General features: G+C 35.7%; 10 protein-coding genes. 8 read left to right on the forward strand and 2 right to left on the reverse strand.

The window, feature by feature from the left end:
- Positions 1–2: 2 nt before the first annotated feature.
- Positions 3–1,550, reverse strand: coding sequence for an NAD(P)H-hydrate dehydratase (locus tag UH1x_RS02565; RefSeq protein ID WP_482624872.1), 1,548 nt, complete (start codon positions 1,548–1,550; stop codon positions 3–5).
- Between the two features lie 268 nt (positions 1,551–1,818).
- On the opposite strand from UH1x_RS02565, the gene thrA reads away from it, so the two are divergent.
- The 8 genes from thrA (at position 1,819) to UH1x_RS02605 (ending at position 10,586) form a co-directional block, all read left to right on the forward strand.
- Positions 1,819–4,260: a bifunctional aspartate kinase/homoserine dehydrogenase I gene (gene thrA, locus UH1x_RS02570; RefSeq protein WP_482624873.1), complete on the forward strand. Its 2,442-nt coding sequence runs from the start codon at positions 1,819–1,821 to the stop codon at positions 4,258–4,260.
- Positions 4,261–4,283: 23 nt separating this feature from the next.
- On the forward strand, positions 4,284–5,210 hold the full coding sequence (locus UH1x_RS02575; protein WP_482624874.1) for a homoserine kinase: 927 nt from the start codon (positions 4,284–4,286) through the stop codon (positions 5,208–5,210).
- Between the two features lie 41 nt (positions 5,211–5,251).
- Positions 5,252–6,547, forward strand: a complete 1,296-nt coding sequence (gene thrC / locus UH1x_RS02580; protein ID WP_482624876.1) for a threonine synthase — start codon at positions 5,252–5,254, stop codon at positions 6,545–6,547.
- Between the two features lie 99 nt (positions 6,548–6,646).
- Positions 6,647–7,732 carry a glycine cleavage system aminomethyltransferase GcvT gene (gene gcvT / locus UH1x_RS02585; RefSeq protein ID WP_482624877.1) on the forward strand — a complete coding sequence of 362 codons (1,086 nt, stop codon included), beginning with the start codon at positions 6,647–6,649 and terminating at the stop codon, positions 7,730–7,732.
- Positions 7,733–8,647 carry a glutaminase gene (locus tag UH1x_RS02590; RefSeq protein ID WP_482624879.1) on the forward strand — a complete coding sequence of 305 codons (915 nt, stop codon included), beginning with the start codon at positions 7,733–7,735 and terminating at the stop codon, positions 8,645–8,647. It begins immediately after the preceding gene.
- Positions 8,644–9,471, forward strand: coding sequence for a sugar nucleotide-binding protein (locus UH1x_RS02595; protein WP_482624881.1), 828 nt, complete (start codon positions 8,644–8,646; stop codon positions 9,469–9,471). The genes UH1x_RS02590 and UH1x_RS02595 overlap by 4 nt, the downstream gene beginning before the upstream one ends.
- Positions 9,472–9,488: 17 nt before the next feature.
- The gene (locus tag UH1x_RS02600; RefSeq protein ID WP_036158489.1) at positions 9,489–9,779 is read left to right on the forward strand and encodes a 4a-hydroxytetrahydrobiopterin dehydratase; all 291 of its coding nucleotides are present in this window, start codon (positions 9,489–9,491) and stop codon (positions 9,777–9,779) included.
- A gap of 96 nt (positions 9,780–9,875) precedes the next feature.
- Complete coding sequence (locus UH1x_RS02605; RefSeq protein ID WP_396633866.1) at positions 9,876–10,586, forward strand: YebC/PmpR family DNA-binding transcriptional regulator; 711 nt, start codon at positions 9,876–9,878, stop codon at positions 10,584–10,586.
- 74 nt (positions 10,587–10,660) lie between these two features.
- Here the strand turns inward: UH1x_RS02605 and UH1x_RS02610 are convergent, their stop codons facing one another.
- Positions 10,661–18,718, reverse strand: a complete 8,058-nt coding sequence (locus UH1x_RS02610; protein ID WP_482624882.1) for a malectin domain-containing carbohydrate-binding protein — start codon at positions 18,716–18,718, stop codon at positions 10,661–10,663.
- Between the last annotated feature and the right edge of the window lie 21 nt (positions 18,719–18,739).

Genomic DNA, 18,739 nt, shown 5'->3' on the forward strand with positions numbered 1-18,739 from the left:
AATCAACTTTGTTGATTTTCTTCCTCCACTACAGGTTGTTCAGGTAGTTTAAACAAATCCAAATATGCACCAGCAATATTATCAATAAGATGAGAAGCTGTTAACGATTGAAAACCTGTAGATTCTACAGCAATATCACCGGCTCTACCATGCAAGTAGACTCCAAATATTGCAGCATCTAAAGCAGGATAACCCTGAGCTCTTAGACCTGTAATCACACCAGTTAAGACATCGCCACTTCCTGCAGTAGCCATACCGGGGTTTCCGGTTGTATTTACATAACCTTTGTCATTCTGAACTATAATAGTATGTGCACCTTTAATAACTATAATACACTTATATTTTTTTGAAAACTTTTTGACCTTGGTTAATTTTTCAAAGTCGTCTTTCCATTTTCCAATTAATCGTTCTAGCTCTTTTGGATGCGGAGTTAATATAGCATCTTCAGGTAAATCTTTTAATAACTCTTTATTCTGAGAAAGTATATTTAGCGCATCCGCATCTATTACTAATGAAACCTTATTACCTTTTAAAAAATTAGATAAGGCTTTCACTGTAGGTTCACTTGTCCCAATACCAACACCTACTCCTATAACTGACGGCTCTAAATCAAACTTAATATCCGTGAGTTCATTTTCATCCGTATCCGTTAAAACCATAATTTCTGGCAATGAGGTCTGTAAAATGTTATATCCTATTTTTGGAACATATGACGTTACAAGACCGCTACCTGAATACAATGCCGCTTTAGATGAAAGACATATAGAACCCATTTTACCATAACTACCACCAATTAGTAATGAATGCCCGTAAGTACCTTTATGACCATATTTCTCTCTAGGTTTATATAAAGTTAGAACTTCATTTTTACCTATTAATTCATAATCGGTTTCCGTAACTCTTAGATATTCTGGGTCCAAACCTATATCCAAAACCTCCCATTGTTCAATATACCTACCTGTTTCCGGTAAAAAAAACACCAATTTTGGAGTTTGAAAACTTAATACATAATTTGACTTTATTATAGATTCAAAATCTTCGGGACCTTTATCTGTAAATAATCCTGACGGAATATCAATAGAAAGAATGAAAGCTTGAGAATTATTTAAATACTGAATTACTTTTGTTACCCAAGCGTCTGGTGTTCTATTTAATCCAATTCCAAAAATTCCGTCCACAATAATATCCTCCCTGCCAATTTCTGGTAGCTCATCATCACAATTCATAAAATGAGGCCATACCTTACGATCTTTCAATCTATCTAAATTTATCAGAAAATCTTTTGATCGCTTTTCACTGTAATTTATAACGTATACTTCTACATTATAACCATGGTCTACTAGATGCCTAGCAAGGGCAATACCATCACCCCCATTATTGCCAATTCCACAGAATAAATGTATTTTAACGGGTGCTCCTTGCATACGTAAATGCATCCAATTGAAGAGTTGTAAAGCAGCACGTTCCATTAACTCATTACTTTCTATCTCCTCTTTTTTAATAGAAATCTGATCTGCTTTATAAATCTGTTTTGCGCTATATAATTTCATTCTTTATTGTATTTATATCTAAAAAATAACTATTCCGTAAAAAATTGTGGAATGATTTGTTTAAGTTATCAAATGTACTACTTTTGATTTTCAACCATTAGTATTTATGGACTGCTATAAAACAGACATAACATTCGATTTCACTTCAGCTACTATTACTTATGGTACTACTACGGCTTGTTTCACCCCTTGGGGTTAAATACTATATATCTCCGTACCCGTGTTTAATTACACCATATCTTAAATTACAAAGTCAATATTTCATATCATGAAAGTTCTAAAATTTGGTGGTTCATCTGTAGCCAAACCTGAAAATATAATTAAAATTAAAAATATCATCTCTAAGTACAACGACCCTATAATTCTGGTTGTTTCTGCATTAGGTGGTGTAACGGATCTTTTACTAGAGGCTGGATCCTTAGCTTCTGTCCAAGATGAATCCTATAAAAAGATTCTAAGCACATTAGAAGAAAGACATCTTTCTACCATTAAAGAACTTATGCCGGTTACAGCACAAAGCAAGGTACTTAGCAAAGTAAAAAGCGAGTTCAATGTATTGGAAACTCTTTTAGAAGGTGCTTTTTTTATCGGAGAAATAACTCCGAAATTATCTGACAAAATAGTTAGCTACGGCGAACTTCTATCTTCATATATTATTAGCGAATATCTAATAAGTGAAAAACTGGATGCTGAGTTTAAAGATAGTAGAGAACTTATAATAACGCATAAGCTTAACGGTAAAAATGTGGTTAATTTCGCAAAAACCAATGCTAACTGCGTAGATTATTTTAAAGTTTCAAATAAAAAAATAACTGTTTGCCCTGGATTTATAGCTACTTCTGAAGAAGGAATTTCTACTACACTAGGCAGAGGTGGATCTGACTATACCGCTGCAATTTATGCCGCCGCCATTGATGCGGATGTTCTAGAAATCTGGACAGACGTAAGTGGAATGTACACTGCCAACCCTAAAATGGTGAAACAAGCCAAAGCTATACCACATATTTCTTATGAGGAAGCCATGGAACTTTCTCATTTTGGCGCTAAAGTGCTTTACCCACCAACAATACAGCCCGTGTTATCTAAAGGCATATCCATTGTTATTAAGAACACCTTTAGCCCTGATGAGGCAGGAACATTAATTACAAAATCTAAAAACGAAAAAGGAAAGACCGTTCGTGGAATAAGTCATATTGGCAATATTGCTTTGCTATCCTTAGAAGGACCAGGAATGGTAGGCATACCAGGGATTTCTAAACGTTTTTTCGAAGTACTTTCACAAGCGGATATTAGTGTAGTATTAATTACACAGGCTTCTTCTGAACATTCCATTTGTGTAGCCATATCTGCGGACGATGTTGAAAATGCAGTACACATAGTAAATGAAGCCTTTGAATATGAAATTGAAAGAGGTCGTATAAAAGAAGTAATTCCTGAAAAAGATTTAGCCATTGTTGCGCTAGTTGGTGACAACATGAAAAGCCATCAAGGATTGAGCGGTAAAATGTTCAGCACTCTTGGTAAAAACAATGTAAATATTAGAGTCATTGCGCAGGGTGCATCTGAAAGAAACATTTCGTGTATAATAGATGAAAAGGATGTAAAAAAAGCACTAAATGCATTGCACGAAGAGTTTTTTGAAGAAAACATTAAGCAATTAAACCTATTTGTAATGGGTGTTGGTAATGTTGGGGCTAAATTTTTAGAGCAAATTAAAGAGCAACGTAAATTCTTGAAAGAGAATTTAAAATTGAATATTCGAGTAATTGGTATGTCTAATTCCAGAACTATGCTTTTTGATGAAAAAGGAATAGACTTAAATGATTGGTCAGCAAAACTTGCCGAAGGTGAAAAAGCCGATAAGGTCAAGTTTTTAGAATTAGTAAATAGTTTAAATTATAGAAATAGCATCTTCGTTGATAACACAGCAAGTGAAGAGGTTTCTAAAACATATAGCGAATATTTAGGTAATAGCATATCAGTAGTTACTTGTAATAAAATTGCATGTTCTTCTGCCTACGAGAACTATTCAAATCTTAAATCATTGGCAAGAACTTATAATGCGCCCTTTTTATTCGAAACTAATGTTGGCGCCGGTTTACCAATTATTGATACGTTAAAACATCTAATTGCATCAGGAGATAAAATATTGAAAATTCAGGCTGTGTTATCCGGTAGCTTGAACTTTGTTTTCAATAACTTCAATGACAAAACTACCTTTCATGATGTGGTAAAACAAGCTCAGGAAGAGGGGTATACGGAGCCTGATCCAAAAATTGATTTAAGTGGAGTTGACGTAATGCGTAAAATATTAATTTTAGCTCGTGAGAGTGGAAATCAATTAGAAATCAGCGACATTACCAACAATCCATTCTTACCTGAAGAAAGTTTAAACACAGCTAATAATGATGAGTTCTTTGCTTCTTTAATACAAAACGAAGCTCATTTTCAATCTCTATTTACTAGCGCAAAAATTGCAGATAGCAAATTGAAATATGTTGCTCAGTTTGATAATGGCAAGGCTAGTGTTGGTTTACAGGAAATACCTAGGGGACACGATTTTTACAACCTAGAGGGTAGCGATAATATTGTTTTATTCTATACTGAAAGATACCCAGACCAGCCAATGATCATTAAAGGTGCTGGTGCTGGTGCAGCTGTAACGGCTTCAGGTATATTTGCGGATATCATACGAATTGGTAATTTCTAAATTTCATAGATAATATATTCATTATGAACCAGAATGAAATAAAAGTTTTTTGCCCAGCAACGGTTGCAAATGTTTCGTGCGGATTTGATGTTCTAGGTGTTGCCCTAGACTCGGTTGGTGATGACATGATCGTTAGAAAGGTATCTGAAAAAGGTATTTATATTACCAAACTTACCGGGCAAGATCTACCAAAAGAAACTTTAAACAACGTAGCTGGTGTAGCCGGAAACGCTTTTTTATTGGCTTCTGATTATGATGGGGGATTTGAAATTGAAATAGATAAAAAAATAAAACCAGGCAGTGGTATTGGCAGTAGTGCCGCTAGTTCTGCAGGTGCCGTATGGGCAATGAACCATTTATTGGGAAATCCATTCAGTAAGACCGAACTGGTGAAATTTGCCATGGAAGGCGAACGTTTGGCAAGTGATGTTGCTCATGCAGATAATGTAGCCCCTGCCCTATTCGGTGGTTTTACACTTGTACGTAGCTATAGTCCGCTAGACGTTATAGACATTCCCGCACCATCGGAATTATATGTAACCATAATCCATCCGCAAATAGAAATAAAAACTTCAGATTCTAGAAAGATTTTAAAAACTACTATTTCTATGGAAACCGGAATTAAACAATGGGGTAATGTAGGTGGCTTGGTTGCAGGATTATTCAAAGAAGATTACGACTTAATTGGTCGTTCTTTAGAAGACCATATTGTAGAACCCATCCGTTCTATCTTAATTCCTGGTTTTGATGAAGTTAAAAAAGTTTCTTTAGAAGCCGGTGCTTTAGGCTCTGGCATCTCTGGGTCTGGACCATCAATTTTTGCATTTAGCAAAGGAAACGAAACAGCTATAAAAGTTGGTGATGCAATGAAAACCGTTTACGATAAAATCGGTATTGCTTACGAAATACACGTATCAAAAATTAATATGGAAGGTGTTAAACTATTATAAGTTGGACATCACTACAATCATAACAATTAAAAATATTCAGCTTGAAATTCTATAGTTTAAATAATTCAGCGCCCCAGGTTTCTTTTGATACCGCCGTAATTAATGGTATTGCTCCTGATAAAGGTTTGTACTATCCTGAAAAAATAAATCCGCTACCAAGTTCTTTTTTCGAGAACATAGAAAGCTTCTCTAACGAAGAAATCGCATTTAAGGCAATACAACAATTTGTAGAAGGAATAGTGCCTGACGATGTATTAAAAGATATTTTAAAAGAAGTATTGGACTTTGATTTTCCGGTAGTTGAAATTACACCGAATATTGCCACACTAGAACTATTCCACGGTCCTACGATGGCATTTAAAGATGTTGGTGCTCGTTTTATGGCGCAATGTTTAGGTTACTTTTCCAGGTCTACAAAAAATGAGGTTACCGTACTTGTAGCTACTTCTGGTGACACTGGTGGCGCAGTAGCTAATGGATTTTTAGGAGTAGCAGGTGTGAACGTAGTTATACTCTACCCTAGCGGAAAAGTGAGCGATATTCAGGAAAGACAACTAACAACTTTGGATAAAAATATTACTGCTTTAGAAGTTGATGGTACTTTTGATGATTGCCAAGCTATGGTTAAGAATGCTTTTTTAGATAAAGAACTTCTGGACAATATGAAGCTGACTTCTGCGAATTCTATTAATGTTGCCCGTTGGTTGCCACAATTATTCTATTTCCTTTTTGCTTACAAGCAAGCGAAATCAAAAGGTAAGGAAATTGTGTTTTCTGTTCCTTCAGGTAACTTTGGTAATATTTGCGCAGGATTAGTAGCTCAACGTCTAGGAATGCCTGTAAAACATTTTGTAGCCTCTACGAATGTTAACGATACCGTACCTCAGTTTATGCTAACAAAAGAGTACACTCCTAAACCATCCACAGCTACAATTTCCAATGCTATGGATGTAGGCGACCCTAGTAATTTTATAAGAATCAGGCATTTGTTTCAGGATAATTTTGAAGCATTAAAAGAGAACCTTTCTTCCTATCCTTTTGATGACAATCAAACAAAAGAAGCCTTAAAGGAAATTTATAATATCAACGGATACATTGCCGATCCTCATGGTGCTGTAGGTTACTTGGGTCTAAAGAAATATCAAGAAACACACCCTGACACTTATGGTATTTTCCTAGAAACTGCACACCCAGTTAAATTTTTAGATATTGTTGAGGAAACCTTAAATGAGAAATTGGAAATCCCAACACAAATTGAAAAAGTAATGGGTAAAACGAAAAAATCAATTAAGATTTCAACCTATGAAGGACTCAAAGATTTTCTATTAAAATCGTAGACCCTAATTAAAGGTTACAATATTTTCCCAAATCAAGGTTTAGCCACATTTGCTTCTATTTATTTTCGATAAATTTGTATCGCTAATAAATAGAATAAGATGAAAAATACTGCGCTTACCACAACACACGAATCACTTGGTGCCAAAATGGTACCATTTGCCGGTTACAACATGCCCGTTTCATACGAAGGTGTAAATGCCGAACATGAAACTGTTCGTAATGATGTTGGGGTTTTTGATGTATCGCATATGGGCGAGTTTTTAATTTCTGGACCAAATGCTTTAGCCTTGATTCAGAAAGTTTCTTCTAACGATGCATCTAAATTGACCATTGGTAGAGCTCAGTATAGTTGTCTACCTAATGAAACTGGTGGTATAGTAGATGACCTTATCATTTATAAAATTAAAGAAGAACAATATTTGCTAGTGGTGAACGCTTCAAATATTGAAAAAGACTGGAATCATATTTCATCTTATAATACAGATTTAAAAGCAGATATGCGAGATATCTCTGAAGGATATTCGCTTTTAGCTATTCAAGGTCCTAAGGCTGTTGAAGCGATGCAATCTTTGACTTCTGTTAATTTAGCCGATATAAAATTTTATCATTTTGAAGTTGCCGATTTTGCAGGAATAGACAATGTGATTATTTCTGCAACTGGATATACTGGATCTGGTGGATTTGAAATTTATTGTAAAAATGAAGAGATTAAACAAATATGGGACAAGGTTTTTGAAGCCGGAGCAAATTTTGGAATTAAACCAATAGGACTGGCAGCTAGAGACACACTTCGTCTAGAAATGGGATACTGCCTTTACGGGAATGATATTGATGATAATACATCTCCTTTTGAAGCCGGATTAGGATGGGTAACCAAATTCACCAAAGAGTTTGTAAACTCTGAGGCTTTGGCAAAAGAAAAGCAACACGGTCCAGAACGCAAATTAGTAGCTTTTGAATTAGATGAACGTGGCATACCAAGACATGGTTATGATATAGTTGATGGTAGCGGAAAAACTATTGGCGTAGTAACATCTGGTACGATGTCGCCTTCTATGGGTACCGGAATCGGACTAGGGTATGTTCCACCGATATTTACGGAAGTAGGTAGTAAAATCAATATTCAAATAAGAAAGAAAGCTGTATCTGCAACTATAGTTAAATTACCATTTTACAAAAAGTAAATGATAGATTTTCAACGTATTCTTACCGCTATAAATGAAGCTGCATCCAATGAGAAGGAAAGGGGAGAAATTGCTGATTACATTCCAGAGTTAGCAAAAGTAGATGTAAACAATTTTGGTATACACCTCATTGACAGTCTGCAGAACGACTTTTCTGCAGGAAATTCAAACGAACTGTTTTCAATTCAAAGTATTTCTAAAGTTCTTACATTATCTATGGCATTAAGCCTTATTGGTGAAAACGTTTGGAAACGTGTTGATGTTGAACCGTCTGGTGATCCATTTAACCATTTATCGCTATTAGAATTAGAAAACGGAATTCCAAGAAATCCCTTAATAAACCCTGGCGCTATAGTCATTGCAGATATCCTGGTTTCACAATTGAAGAATCCGAAAGAAGATTTTCTAAACTACGTTAGGAATATTGCAGGTGATAACACAATAGATTATGATGAAACCGTAGCACTTTCCGAAAAGAAAACAGGATTTCGAAATTTTGCAGCTGCCAACTTATTAAAATCTTATGGTAATTTAAATAATGAGGTAGATGTTGTACTAGACTTCTATTTTCATCAATGTTCACTTGCCATGAATTGTGCACAGCTAACACATATATTCTACGTTTTCATGAATCATGGTAAATGTAGAAGAAACAAAACATATTTAACATTATCTCAAGTAAAACGAATTAATGCCATAATGCTAACATGCGGATTCTATGATGAAGCAGGTGAATTTGCTTTTGAAGTTGGCTTACCCGGCAAGAGTGGTGTTGGTGGCGGTATTGTAGCATTACTACCAAATAAATTCTGTGTAGCTACATGGTCTCCCGGTCTCAATCCTAAAGGAAATTCTAAATTAGGAATGCTTGCCCTAGAAAAATTAACCACAGAAACTGAACTTTCTATTTTTTGAAATTAGACTCTAAAAAAATACTGATTCTTGGCGGAAGCGGATTCATAGGTAATGCAATTTACAAAGAGCTTTGTAATTATTTCGACACCTATGGCACCTATTGTCATGCCGCAAATTCTTTTTCATCTAACAAACAATTTATACATTATAATTTAGAGGAAGATGATATTGTTGAAATATTAGAAGAACTGAAACCACAGGTTATAGTTTCCGCATTAAGAGGTAATTTTGCAGCCCTTGTTATTGCACACAGCCATTTAGCCGAGTATGTTTTAAAAGAAGACTGCAAAATTTACTTTATATCCTCTGCGAATGTTTTTGATGCCTATAGTAAATATCCATCCTATGAAATGGACAAGACTTTATCTGAAAGTGTGTATGGCAGACTGAAAATTAAGATTGAAAATATGCTGCTTAGGTTACCAAAAGATAAAATGGCTATTTTAAGAGTTCCTATGGTTTTTGGTAACAGCTCTCCAAGAGTAAAGGATATGAAAAAAGCGATTATAGCTAACGAACCTGTGGAGGTCTTTCCTAATTTGATATTAAATGTCTCTAATGATGATAAGCTAACCCAGCAAATTCATTATCTTATAAATAGAAACAAAACAGGTATTTATCATTTAGGAAGTAATGACTTAACACATCACGAAGATTTTATTAAAGAAATATTAGAACGTGTTGGCAATTTCAACCCAATAATCAAAAGGGTATATACTACCAATGAAGATAGATATTTGGCAGTTTTACCAAAGACCAATACATTACCTAAAAATTTACAGTTTACTTTTCAAGATATTATTGACCATCATGTTTTAAATTAGCAGCAATTATGAAAGAAATGGAAAAATTTACTGACCAGCAAATAGCGGATTATTTGGGTCAATTAGACGGATGGGAATATGTGGATGGTGCCATAGAAACCACATTTGAATTTAAAAATTTCAAAGAAGCCTTTTCTGTAATGACAAGAATTGCATTTGAGTGCGAAGCTCAAGATCACCACCCAGATTGGAGCAATGTGTACAACACCTTGAATATTCGTTTAAACACTCATGATGCCAATGGTGTTACCGAAAAAGATTTTGTTCTAGCTAGAACTATAGAAGATATTATAGAAAGTGAATTTTAATAACCAATACTAATAGTTAAAAATGGTATTCATGAAATTTATTTAATGATTTCTGAACATTGACCGTTTTTGTACATTTGTTTAAAATAATTTACCATGGGAAGAGCTTTTGAGTTTAGAAAAGCACGTAAAATGAAAAGATGGTCAGCAATGTCCAAAGCCTTTACTCGTATTGGCAAAGATATTGTGATGGCCGTAAAAGAAGGAGGACCAGATCCTGATTCAAATTCGCGATTAAGAGCGGTTATACAAAATGCCAAGTCGGTCAACATGCCGAAAGACAATGTGGAACGCGCTATAAAAAGAGCGAGTGATAAAAGTCTTGGTGATTACAAAGAAGTTCTTTTTGAAGGATATGCTCCTCATGGTATAGCTGTTCTAGTAGAAACCGCTACTGACAATAATACAAGAACGGTTGCTAACGTTAGAAGTTACTTCAATAAATGCAACGGTAATTTAGGTACTTCGGGTTCAGTTGAATTCATGTTCGATCATACTTGTAACTTCCGTATTCCAGCTGAAGGTTTAGACCCTGAAGAAATAGAATTAGAATTAATTGATTTTGGTGCAGAAGAAGTTTTCGTTGATGACGATGGAATTCTAATATACGGACCCTTTGAAAGTTTTGGTGCACTTCAAAAAGAATTGGAGAACCGTGAAATTGAAATTTTATCATCAGGCTTTGAACGTATACCACAAGTAACAAAGGCACTTAACGAAGAAGAAACTGCCGATGTTGAAAAGCTTCTAGAAAAACTAGAAGAAGATGATGACGTACAGAATGTATATCACTCTATGCAGGAATAAGATTTATCAAGTTATATAAAAAAAGGAGACCTAGTTGGTCTCCTTTTTTTTATATAGCTAATTTAGATTAAAACTTAAAGCCCACTTGGCATTTCCCCTTCAACATTAAAATTAGTTACTAAAAGCGAAAAATCTTCCAAGCTGACAGATCCGTCTCCATTAAAATCTGCTTGAGGATTATAATTACCGTTACCTGTATTTAAATTAAACGTTGTAACCAAGAAAGAATAATCTTCTAAACCTACCGAATTGTCATTATTAGCATCCCCTACCCTAAGTTCACCAATATTCAAATTGTTCTCACCAGCAACTAACTCTAGAATCGAAACTTTTTGTAAATGCATCCCTGACTTAATGGCTACTTCATAAGTACCTAATGGAATCCCCGTTAATTGAGCTTCTCCATTAATAGTACCTGTTGGTGTAAATTCTAATAATGGAATTGTAGAACCTATTTCATAAATACCGACAGATAAGTCAATTGAATAATCTGTACGACCTTGTAAGGTATATGAAACCGTTAAATCAGATTGCGCAGCAGATGGGTCATAATCTAGAACTATAGAATTAGAAGCTACACTGTTTATATCATTATCACCAGTAACCACAGCTATAAAATGATTAATTCCCCCATTAGGTGTTCCGACAGCACCTATTGTTTCAGTTAATAACACAGGAATATTTGCAATCCCAGAAGCATCAAGCTGAGCTTTATATAACTCTTTGACCATGGCTTCATTAGCCTCAAATGGATCAATATCATAACCAATGGAAGGATTCCCCGCATCAATATGTAATCTTCCTTCAACACGAATTAAACTAACCATTGCGTTAGGCTCTCCTATGATTTGCACCACCTGATTTTCCTGTGCTACCAATCTCGAATTTGATGACCCTTCAACAAGTATTGATGGTGCTACCAAACTATTACTTTCACTATTAATTATTGCATCTGACCCTCCAATAGAACCTTCATCAAACAAACTGGTAGTATAAATCACCCCACTTGCAAATTCTACATTAACTGTAGCCCCTATCAATTCAAATCCAGAAATTGAACCAGCATCACCCGATGATAAATCGCCTTTAATGGTTGTAGGATCAATATCAACACCAAAGGCAAATGATTCCCCAGGATTAAAATCCGTAAAATTCAAAGTTAGAACATCAAACCCTTCAGCATTATTAACACCATTATGAGGTTGTTCAAATACACTTATACAATCAGCACTATCAGAACCGCCATTTCCAGGTACCGTTAAACCAACGGTATTTGGGGTGTTTCCTGAACTTCCGGAAGATAAGCATTTTGCAACACTATCTCCTGCAGTACCCACAGGATCAAATACAACATCCATCATAAAACTAGAAGCTGTATTAATAGTAACATTTAAAATATCGTCGTCACCGGTATTATTAACAATAAAAGAGTTATCACCATAGGTTGATGCTCCTAATTCATCCCCTGGAGTTACTTGAACAATAGCTTCAGGATTTCCAACGGGTTGTGCCGTAACATTCCAATTAAAAGCTACTACCGTATTTGAAGAAGGTTCACAAGCATCATTTACTGTTATTGAAACATTGTAGGGACTACTTTCAGAGGCTCCAAGAGTAGCACCAATATTCTGTTCCGAAGGTGAGCCATTTAATATAGAATTGTTAACTCCCGTTCCGGCACTACCGTCTATTAATGTTAATGCGAGACGGTCAATCATGTGCCCCTCTGAACGCTCACTCATAATTAGTTCGTATGTACCTGGATTTTGAAAATAAGCATATATAGGCCACCCATTGTTATCTATAGTTTTTGCTGTCCAAGAGTTAGAGACAGTATTGGTATATACTTTAAAAAAACCATTATTGCCCGGATTCTCATCACCATGATCTGGTCTACCTTCACCATTACCTTTAGGCCAATAAAGAGTTTTAGATGTACTTTGAGTATCATTCAATTCATTTAAAAATTGTTGAGTACTAGATAGTGTTCCTCCCTGAACTGTAAAGAAATGAACATCTGAAGTATTTTCTATTTTGAACCATGTATCATTTTGATCTGTAGAGGATGGTCCGGAAATTTTAGATTTCATATGAAAGCGATAGACTCCAGGAGTGGTTATTTCTACATTATAATTTATACTTTGTCCATTAAGATTCCCAAAATGATCCGTACTTGCTACCATATAGGTATTCCCAGATTCAGTCTCAATATTCCATCCCCCAGAAGTATCGACAAAATCGGTTTCTGCTTCTAGAATGACTATTCCATTATTTTCTATAAAAGCACCGGCCGTACCACTACCAGATCCACCTACAATGGACCCTGAAATTAAACCCGTAGCAGAATTAATCGTTAAATTCGGCGGTAAATTTGTAGCTGAGTAGCTTAATGAACCACAAGAATCTGTATTTTCATCATTAGCAACAATTTGCAAATTAACAGTATCACCATCTACATTCATTTGAGCTCCAGGATTAGTAACTACTGGAGGTAACCCAGAGGTTGGGTTACCCTCTCCGCTTGAGATACTAATTGCTGAAGTATTGTTATTTCCGTATGTCAAAACCAAAGTAGCGGCATCTCCAGATTGGGTGCCAGTATGCTCAATTTGAATAATTTCAGTTGATCCTGCCTCTATTAAAAAACTACTTGGCCCAACTACATTAAAATTAGCCGTATTTGAACCTGTCAATGTCATTGATTGAATATAAACACCTTGATTTCCACCAGATACTTCAATGGATAAATCCTCAGTTCCTTCTTCTTGTAATGCCAGTGAAGATGGTACTGTTAAAATGCTTGGTAGTACAGATGTTCCCGTTGGATTATCTACCCCGTAAACCTCCATATTATTTTGATTCCCCCCACCTTGATTAGGAGACCCAGAAGATATCCATATACCATCTCCAGAAACAATACCTTGGGTTCCATGACGTGGATAATTAAGATCGCTTAAAGATGACCATATATTAGTATTTACATCCAATTCATCAGTATTAACATACGCCTGTCCATTTCCTTCTCCTCCAATCACAACTACTTTTCCATTAAAATTGACAGTCGCAGATGCAGCACGTGGAGTAGGTAAATTAGAAGAAGATGGTAAAGTCGACCAACTGCCAGTTGTAAAATTGTAAACATCTACTTCAGAAATAACTGGTGCAAAGGTTCCTCCCTCACCACCAGTTAATCTCCCACCTAAGACAATTAGTTTATCATCTACAACAGTCGCGTGAAAATGATCTCTTGAGCGAGGTGCATCCGTTAAAGCAGTCCATTGACCAGTAGCTGGGTCAAACTCATCGAACCAAGGAATATAACCTCCATTATGACCAATAGTGTTACCTGCAATTACATAGAATTTATTATTATACATAACCAACCCTGCCGAGCCTCTCTTTCGGCTATTCGGAATCTCGGGACCTTGGATCCATGTATCAGAAATAGGATCATACATAAATATATTATCTGCAGGGGTTTCATTTGGATAGCCATTATCTTTAAAAGACCCAATCACCCAAATTAATCCTTCATATGCAACTGCTTGAAAATGATTAAACTCAAATGGTGCCGTAGATGCTGCCTGTGACCATGTATTTGTGTTATAGTCATAAATATCCATTTTATCCGCACTTTCACGACCACCAAATAAGTAAAATTTATCACCTAGTTGAACAAACGAATTTTCATGCCTTGGTGTATGTTCCGTTAGATTGGTGACATTAGTCCAATTACTATTTATACTACCATCACTAGAAATAATTTCAATTCCTTTAATATTTGGGTTCTCAATTCCTTGTATAAAATCAATATCTAAATTACCATCATTGACCTCTATGGTAAAACTTTCTACTCCCGCTGTAGCAAAACCAAATGTAGCTGTTTGATCAAAATCATCTAAAACTATCTGTCCTTCAATTGCCACATCAAAGACTCTAGCACCTATTGTATTCGCCCCTGTATATATCTCTGCAAATAATAAATTAACTGTATAAGTACCTTGGGATAACGGAATATCCCATTGCAAATTTTCTGGAACAGCCAACGTATTATATCTTTCTGTAGAAAATAAGCTATCAGGGTAACCTGTATTATTCTGGAAGCTTCCTGGTAATGCAACTCCATAGGTTTTATCGTCATTAGCAGTATTTACATATGAAGAAGGTGTTCCATTTTCAGCATTTCCATTTGCACCTGTCATAGCTTGATCCTCTGTCCAATTTAATGGTGACGAATCATTAGAGGTAACTATATTACCTCCTGCATTAATACGATACAATACCGTATTGGGTGTACTTGGATTGTTGACAGTCCAGGCAAAATTTAAATTAGAAGGTGTAGAAGATGGCTTACTAACAGTAACTGTAACATCATATTGACCAGCATCGGTTTCGTAAGAAGAAATCGTTCCTAGAATTGCGCCTTGTGTAGGCTCTATACTTAACCCAGGAGGTAGACCTGTTACTGAAAATGTAAAGTTCTCATTGGGATCACCACCACTTGCTGTTACATTCAGATTAGGCGTTTCTCCAGGATTGTTGAATTGATTTACAATCGGATCAATCATTATAGGTGAATTTACAATGCTACCGGCACCTAAAATTTCTATAGCGTTAATCAATGGATTTTCGGTCTGGCGTATAAACTCTAGATTTAAAACACCATCATTCACAGTAACTTGGTAACTTTCCATTGCACCAATCTTATTCCCATATTGAGCAGATAAATCTTTGTCATTTATGACCAAAGCTCCTTCCATATTAACATCAAAAACACGCTGACCAGGAGACCCAGTTCCCGCATAACCATTAGCCATATAAAGATTTACAGTAAAAGTTCCATCACCAGTATTAAAAGCCCATTCCATTTCTGGCAGACCTGTTGGGTCCCATCTTTCTCCATCAAATATCGCTTGAGGTGCGTAGTCAGGAACGGAAGAATGCAAAGTAGTACCAGTATATGTAGAAATATTTCCTGAATTAACACTGAAATTAGCACCTCCAGAGGCCCCTACAACATCATTACCTATCCAATCAGGATTAGGTAAATCTGTAGCAACTAAAGTTGTACCACCTGCATTTACCCTAAATAAGACCGCTGGTTGTTCGGTTACATTTACCGTAAACATTTGCTCTACGAATAACAAATCAGAATCTGTTGCCCTAATCGTTATAGTGGAACTTGCTTCTGAATCAGGAAAACTTAAGATCAATAAATTTCCTGAAATATTATTTCCGATAGCATTATTAGAACTATTTTCAACTGTAAAATTTAAGTTCCCTATACCTTGATCATCATCAAAATATTGAGTTAAATCAATCTCTAGATTTGGAGAATCAATTAGCTTATCTAAATCGGCTAAAGTTTGAGACACTATTGGTTTACTACCTGTAACATTTAGGAAATCCCAAGTACCTTCAACCTCTTTACCTACTTCATTTGACGTGCCAATAAATCCGACCGCCAAAATTTCTGAAGATTCTTGTATGGCTGTTTTAATTGAACCTAAAGCTGCAATAGTTCCTAATGAAATAGATGTATTACCATCAATACTATATAATATCTCAACATCTGCCGTAATCGCATCAATATTAAATGAAAAGACTACGTTATTTGAAGGTCTATTTGGTGTGGTAAAGGTCACATTTAAAGGAGTTTGAGGTACATCGTTAATTTCTTGTAGCGCTAAAATTCCATTCTTGGTTAATACTACTTTTATATAATTACTTTGTGTACCATCACCAATGAAAATTCCCAATTCGCTATTAGCGGGCGAAAGATTACCATAAATCTGTGTAGGATTCATAAAGCCAAATATTCTACTTGATACCGTAAATAAACCAGATGATTGATCCACATTGACACCATATTGAAATGCCTTTTCTTGATTGTTAGAAAACCCAAGTGCTGAACCAGAAGTCATTTGCATAGTCATTGCCCCTACAGCTCCTCCTAAAATATCATTAGGGTTTGGACCTGCATCCTTAATATCTAACCAATTGATCCAATTAGGATTAGCAGCTCCATTATTCATAAGCCCGGTAAACCCAAGTCCTAAATAACCTCCCAACTCTAGGTTGTCAGAAAATAAATCGTTTAATACTGGTAAATCGAATCCGTCGCTACCAGCATCTAAAGGGTCACCCATTTGAAATGGATCGTTTGCATCTAAAATTCCGTCATTGTCATCATCATTATCATTTAAATTCGAAACTAATACACCTCCTGCAGATTTATCGAAATCACTAGGCTGGGAACCACCGTTACAATAATCGACATTATTCTGAACCTCATCTTGATTTGTGTAACCATCTTGGTCTGTATCTCCTGCACTAGAGTATAAAGGGTCTGTTGGATCATAACAAACTACCGTTGGTTGTGGCTCTAAAATTTTAATAGTGCCATTAAATGTGGCTATCCAAATCGTTCCTGGAAATGGGTCGTTATCTGAATTACAGGTAATACCTAATGCATTACCTCCAAGACCCGAAGCAAATGGATCTGTTAAATCGTTTAAACTTCCATCCGGATTTAATTTAACTCTTTTTAAAATGCCTCCATTATTTTCACCCGCAATAAGGTCTCCCTCCATACTTTCTGAACCGGTGAATATTGTAGAAGTATATTCATCTATACCATTAGTATTATTGTCCCAGATAGCAACTATTGCATCATTTGGTCCATCAGGATTTGATACGGTAGGTCCCCTCCAATCACCTTGGTCAGCATCTGCCAAACTCAAAGGAACTGGTGGCCAATCAACTGGTAATGCCAAATCTTTATCAGCGGTATATCCAACACCCTTAGAACCAGTAGGATCATATATTAAAGTTCTATAAACTGCATTATTAGTATTATTTACCGAAGGATTAGTATAAAGTCCCGCTGATAAAGGATTAGCACGAATTGGCGCAGGATGACCTCCATAAAATGTCCCATGAGAATAGCCTTGAATGTTGTTAGTAATCAAGGTTAAATGATCTTTATTATCAACTTGTTCTCCTCCAATAGATGAACTACTACCTGGCTCGCTTGAATTATATTCATTGGTAACATTAGCTGTTCCTTCATTATTGGGAAATCCTCCCCAGCCACCATTGGCTCCATTATCTGTAACATAGACGGCACCAGAATTAGTGATAACTAAATCATAGGCATTTCTATAACCGGGAGAAAATATTTGCACAGGTCCTCCTAATACAATTTTACCTTGGTTTAAGCCATCGTTACCGCCCCAGGGGTCATTAACATCTATTCCATCATAACCAAAAGCATCCGGATTTTCAATTCCGTTAATATTATCACGAGTTGGGTCGTCTAAAGTAGGTATATCATAAACATAGTTTCTACCATCATTCTTAATCCCTAAACTTTCTATTAAGTCTAAATTTATTGAAAGTATTGAAGCAGATAATGCATATTCAGTTGTCCAAGCAAAATTATCGGAAGGCGATCCGGCATTGGTATGCCCTCCTTGAGCTACTATCAGAAAATCTACCCCACCAATTGTTATAAACTCTAATCCATTGGTTGCATGGTTTTCTTCTGACCTAGGTAAACCTCTTACAATATCAACAACGTCCCACGATTCTCCTGTCCAAGTAAATCTTGTAATTACACCTGAATTTGTATCAAGATTAAGGTCTCCACTGGGTCCACCCACACGTGAATCACTCGATGTAACATAGATTATTGGATTTAGAGCTGTTCCTGCAACTGCCAAACCTGTAGCTTCCCTATTATCTCCACTATTAAAGCTTCCGTCGTCATTATGATTAGGTATATTTTTAACATCTAATAACTTCTCAGAGGCTGTCACTACATAATCATTAGTCCCGTTTTTTTGAACAGTAAAAATATCTATAGTACCATTTAAATTCAACACATATAATCTGCCATCTGGACCATACATTAAGGATGTACCTTGACTAACTGCACCATTACCATTGAAATCAAGATTACTTTGACCAAAGCTTTGCGCATTAAGATTATTAGCCCCACATATCAATAGAAATACGATTATGATTACAGAATTAATTTCGTTTGCCAATGGCAACATCTTAAATCTAAATGAGCTAAAATATTTCGTCTTTTCAAGTAGTCTGTTTTGTTTAAAATTGAAATTTTCCATCTTTTAATTTTTTTTGGGACT

This window comes from Maribacter sp. UH1 (genome assembly GCF_056839145.1).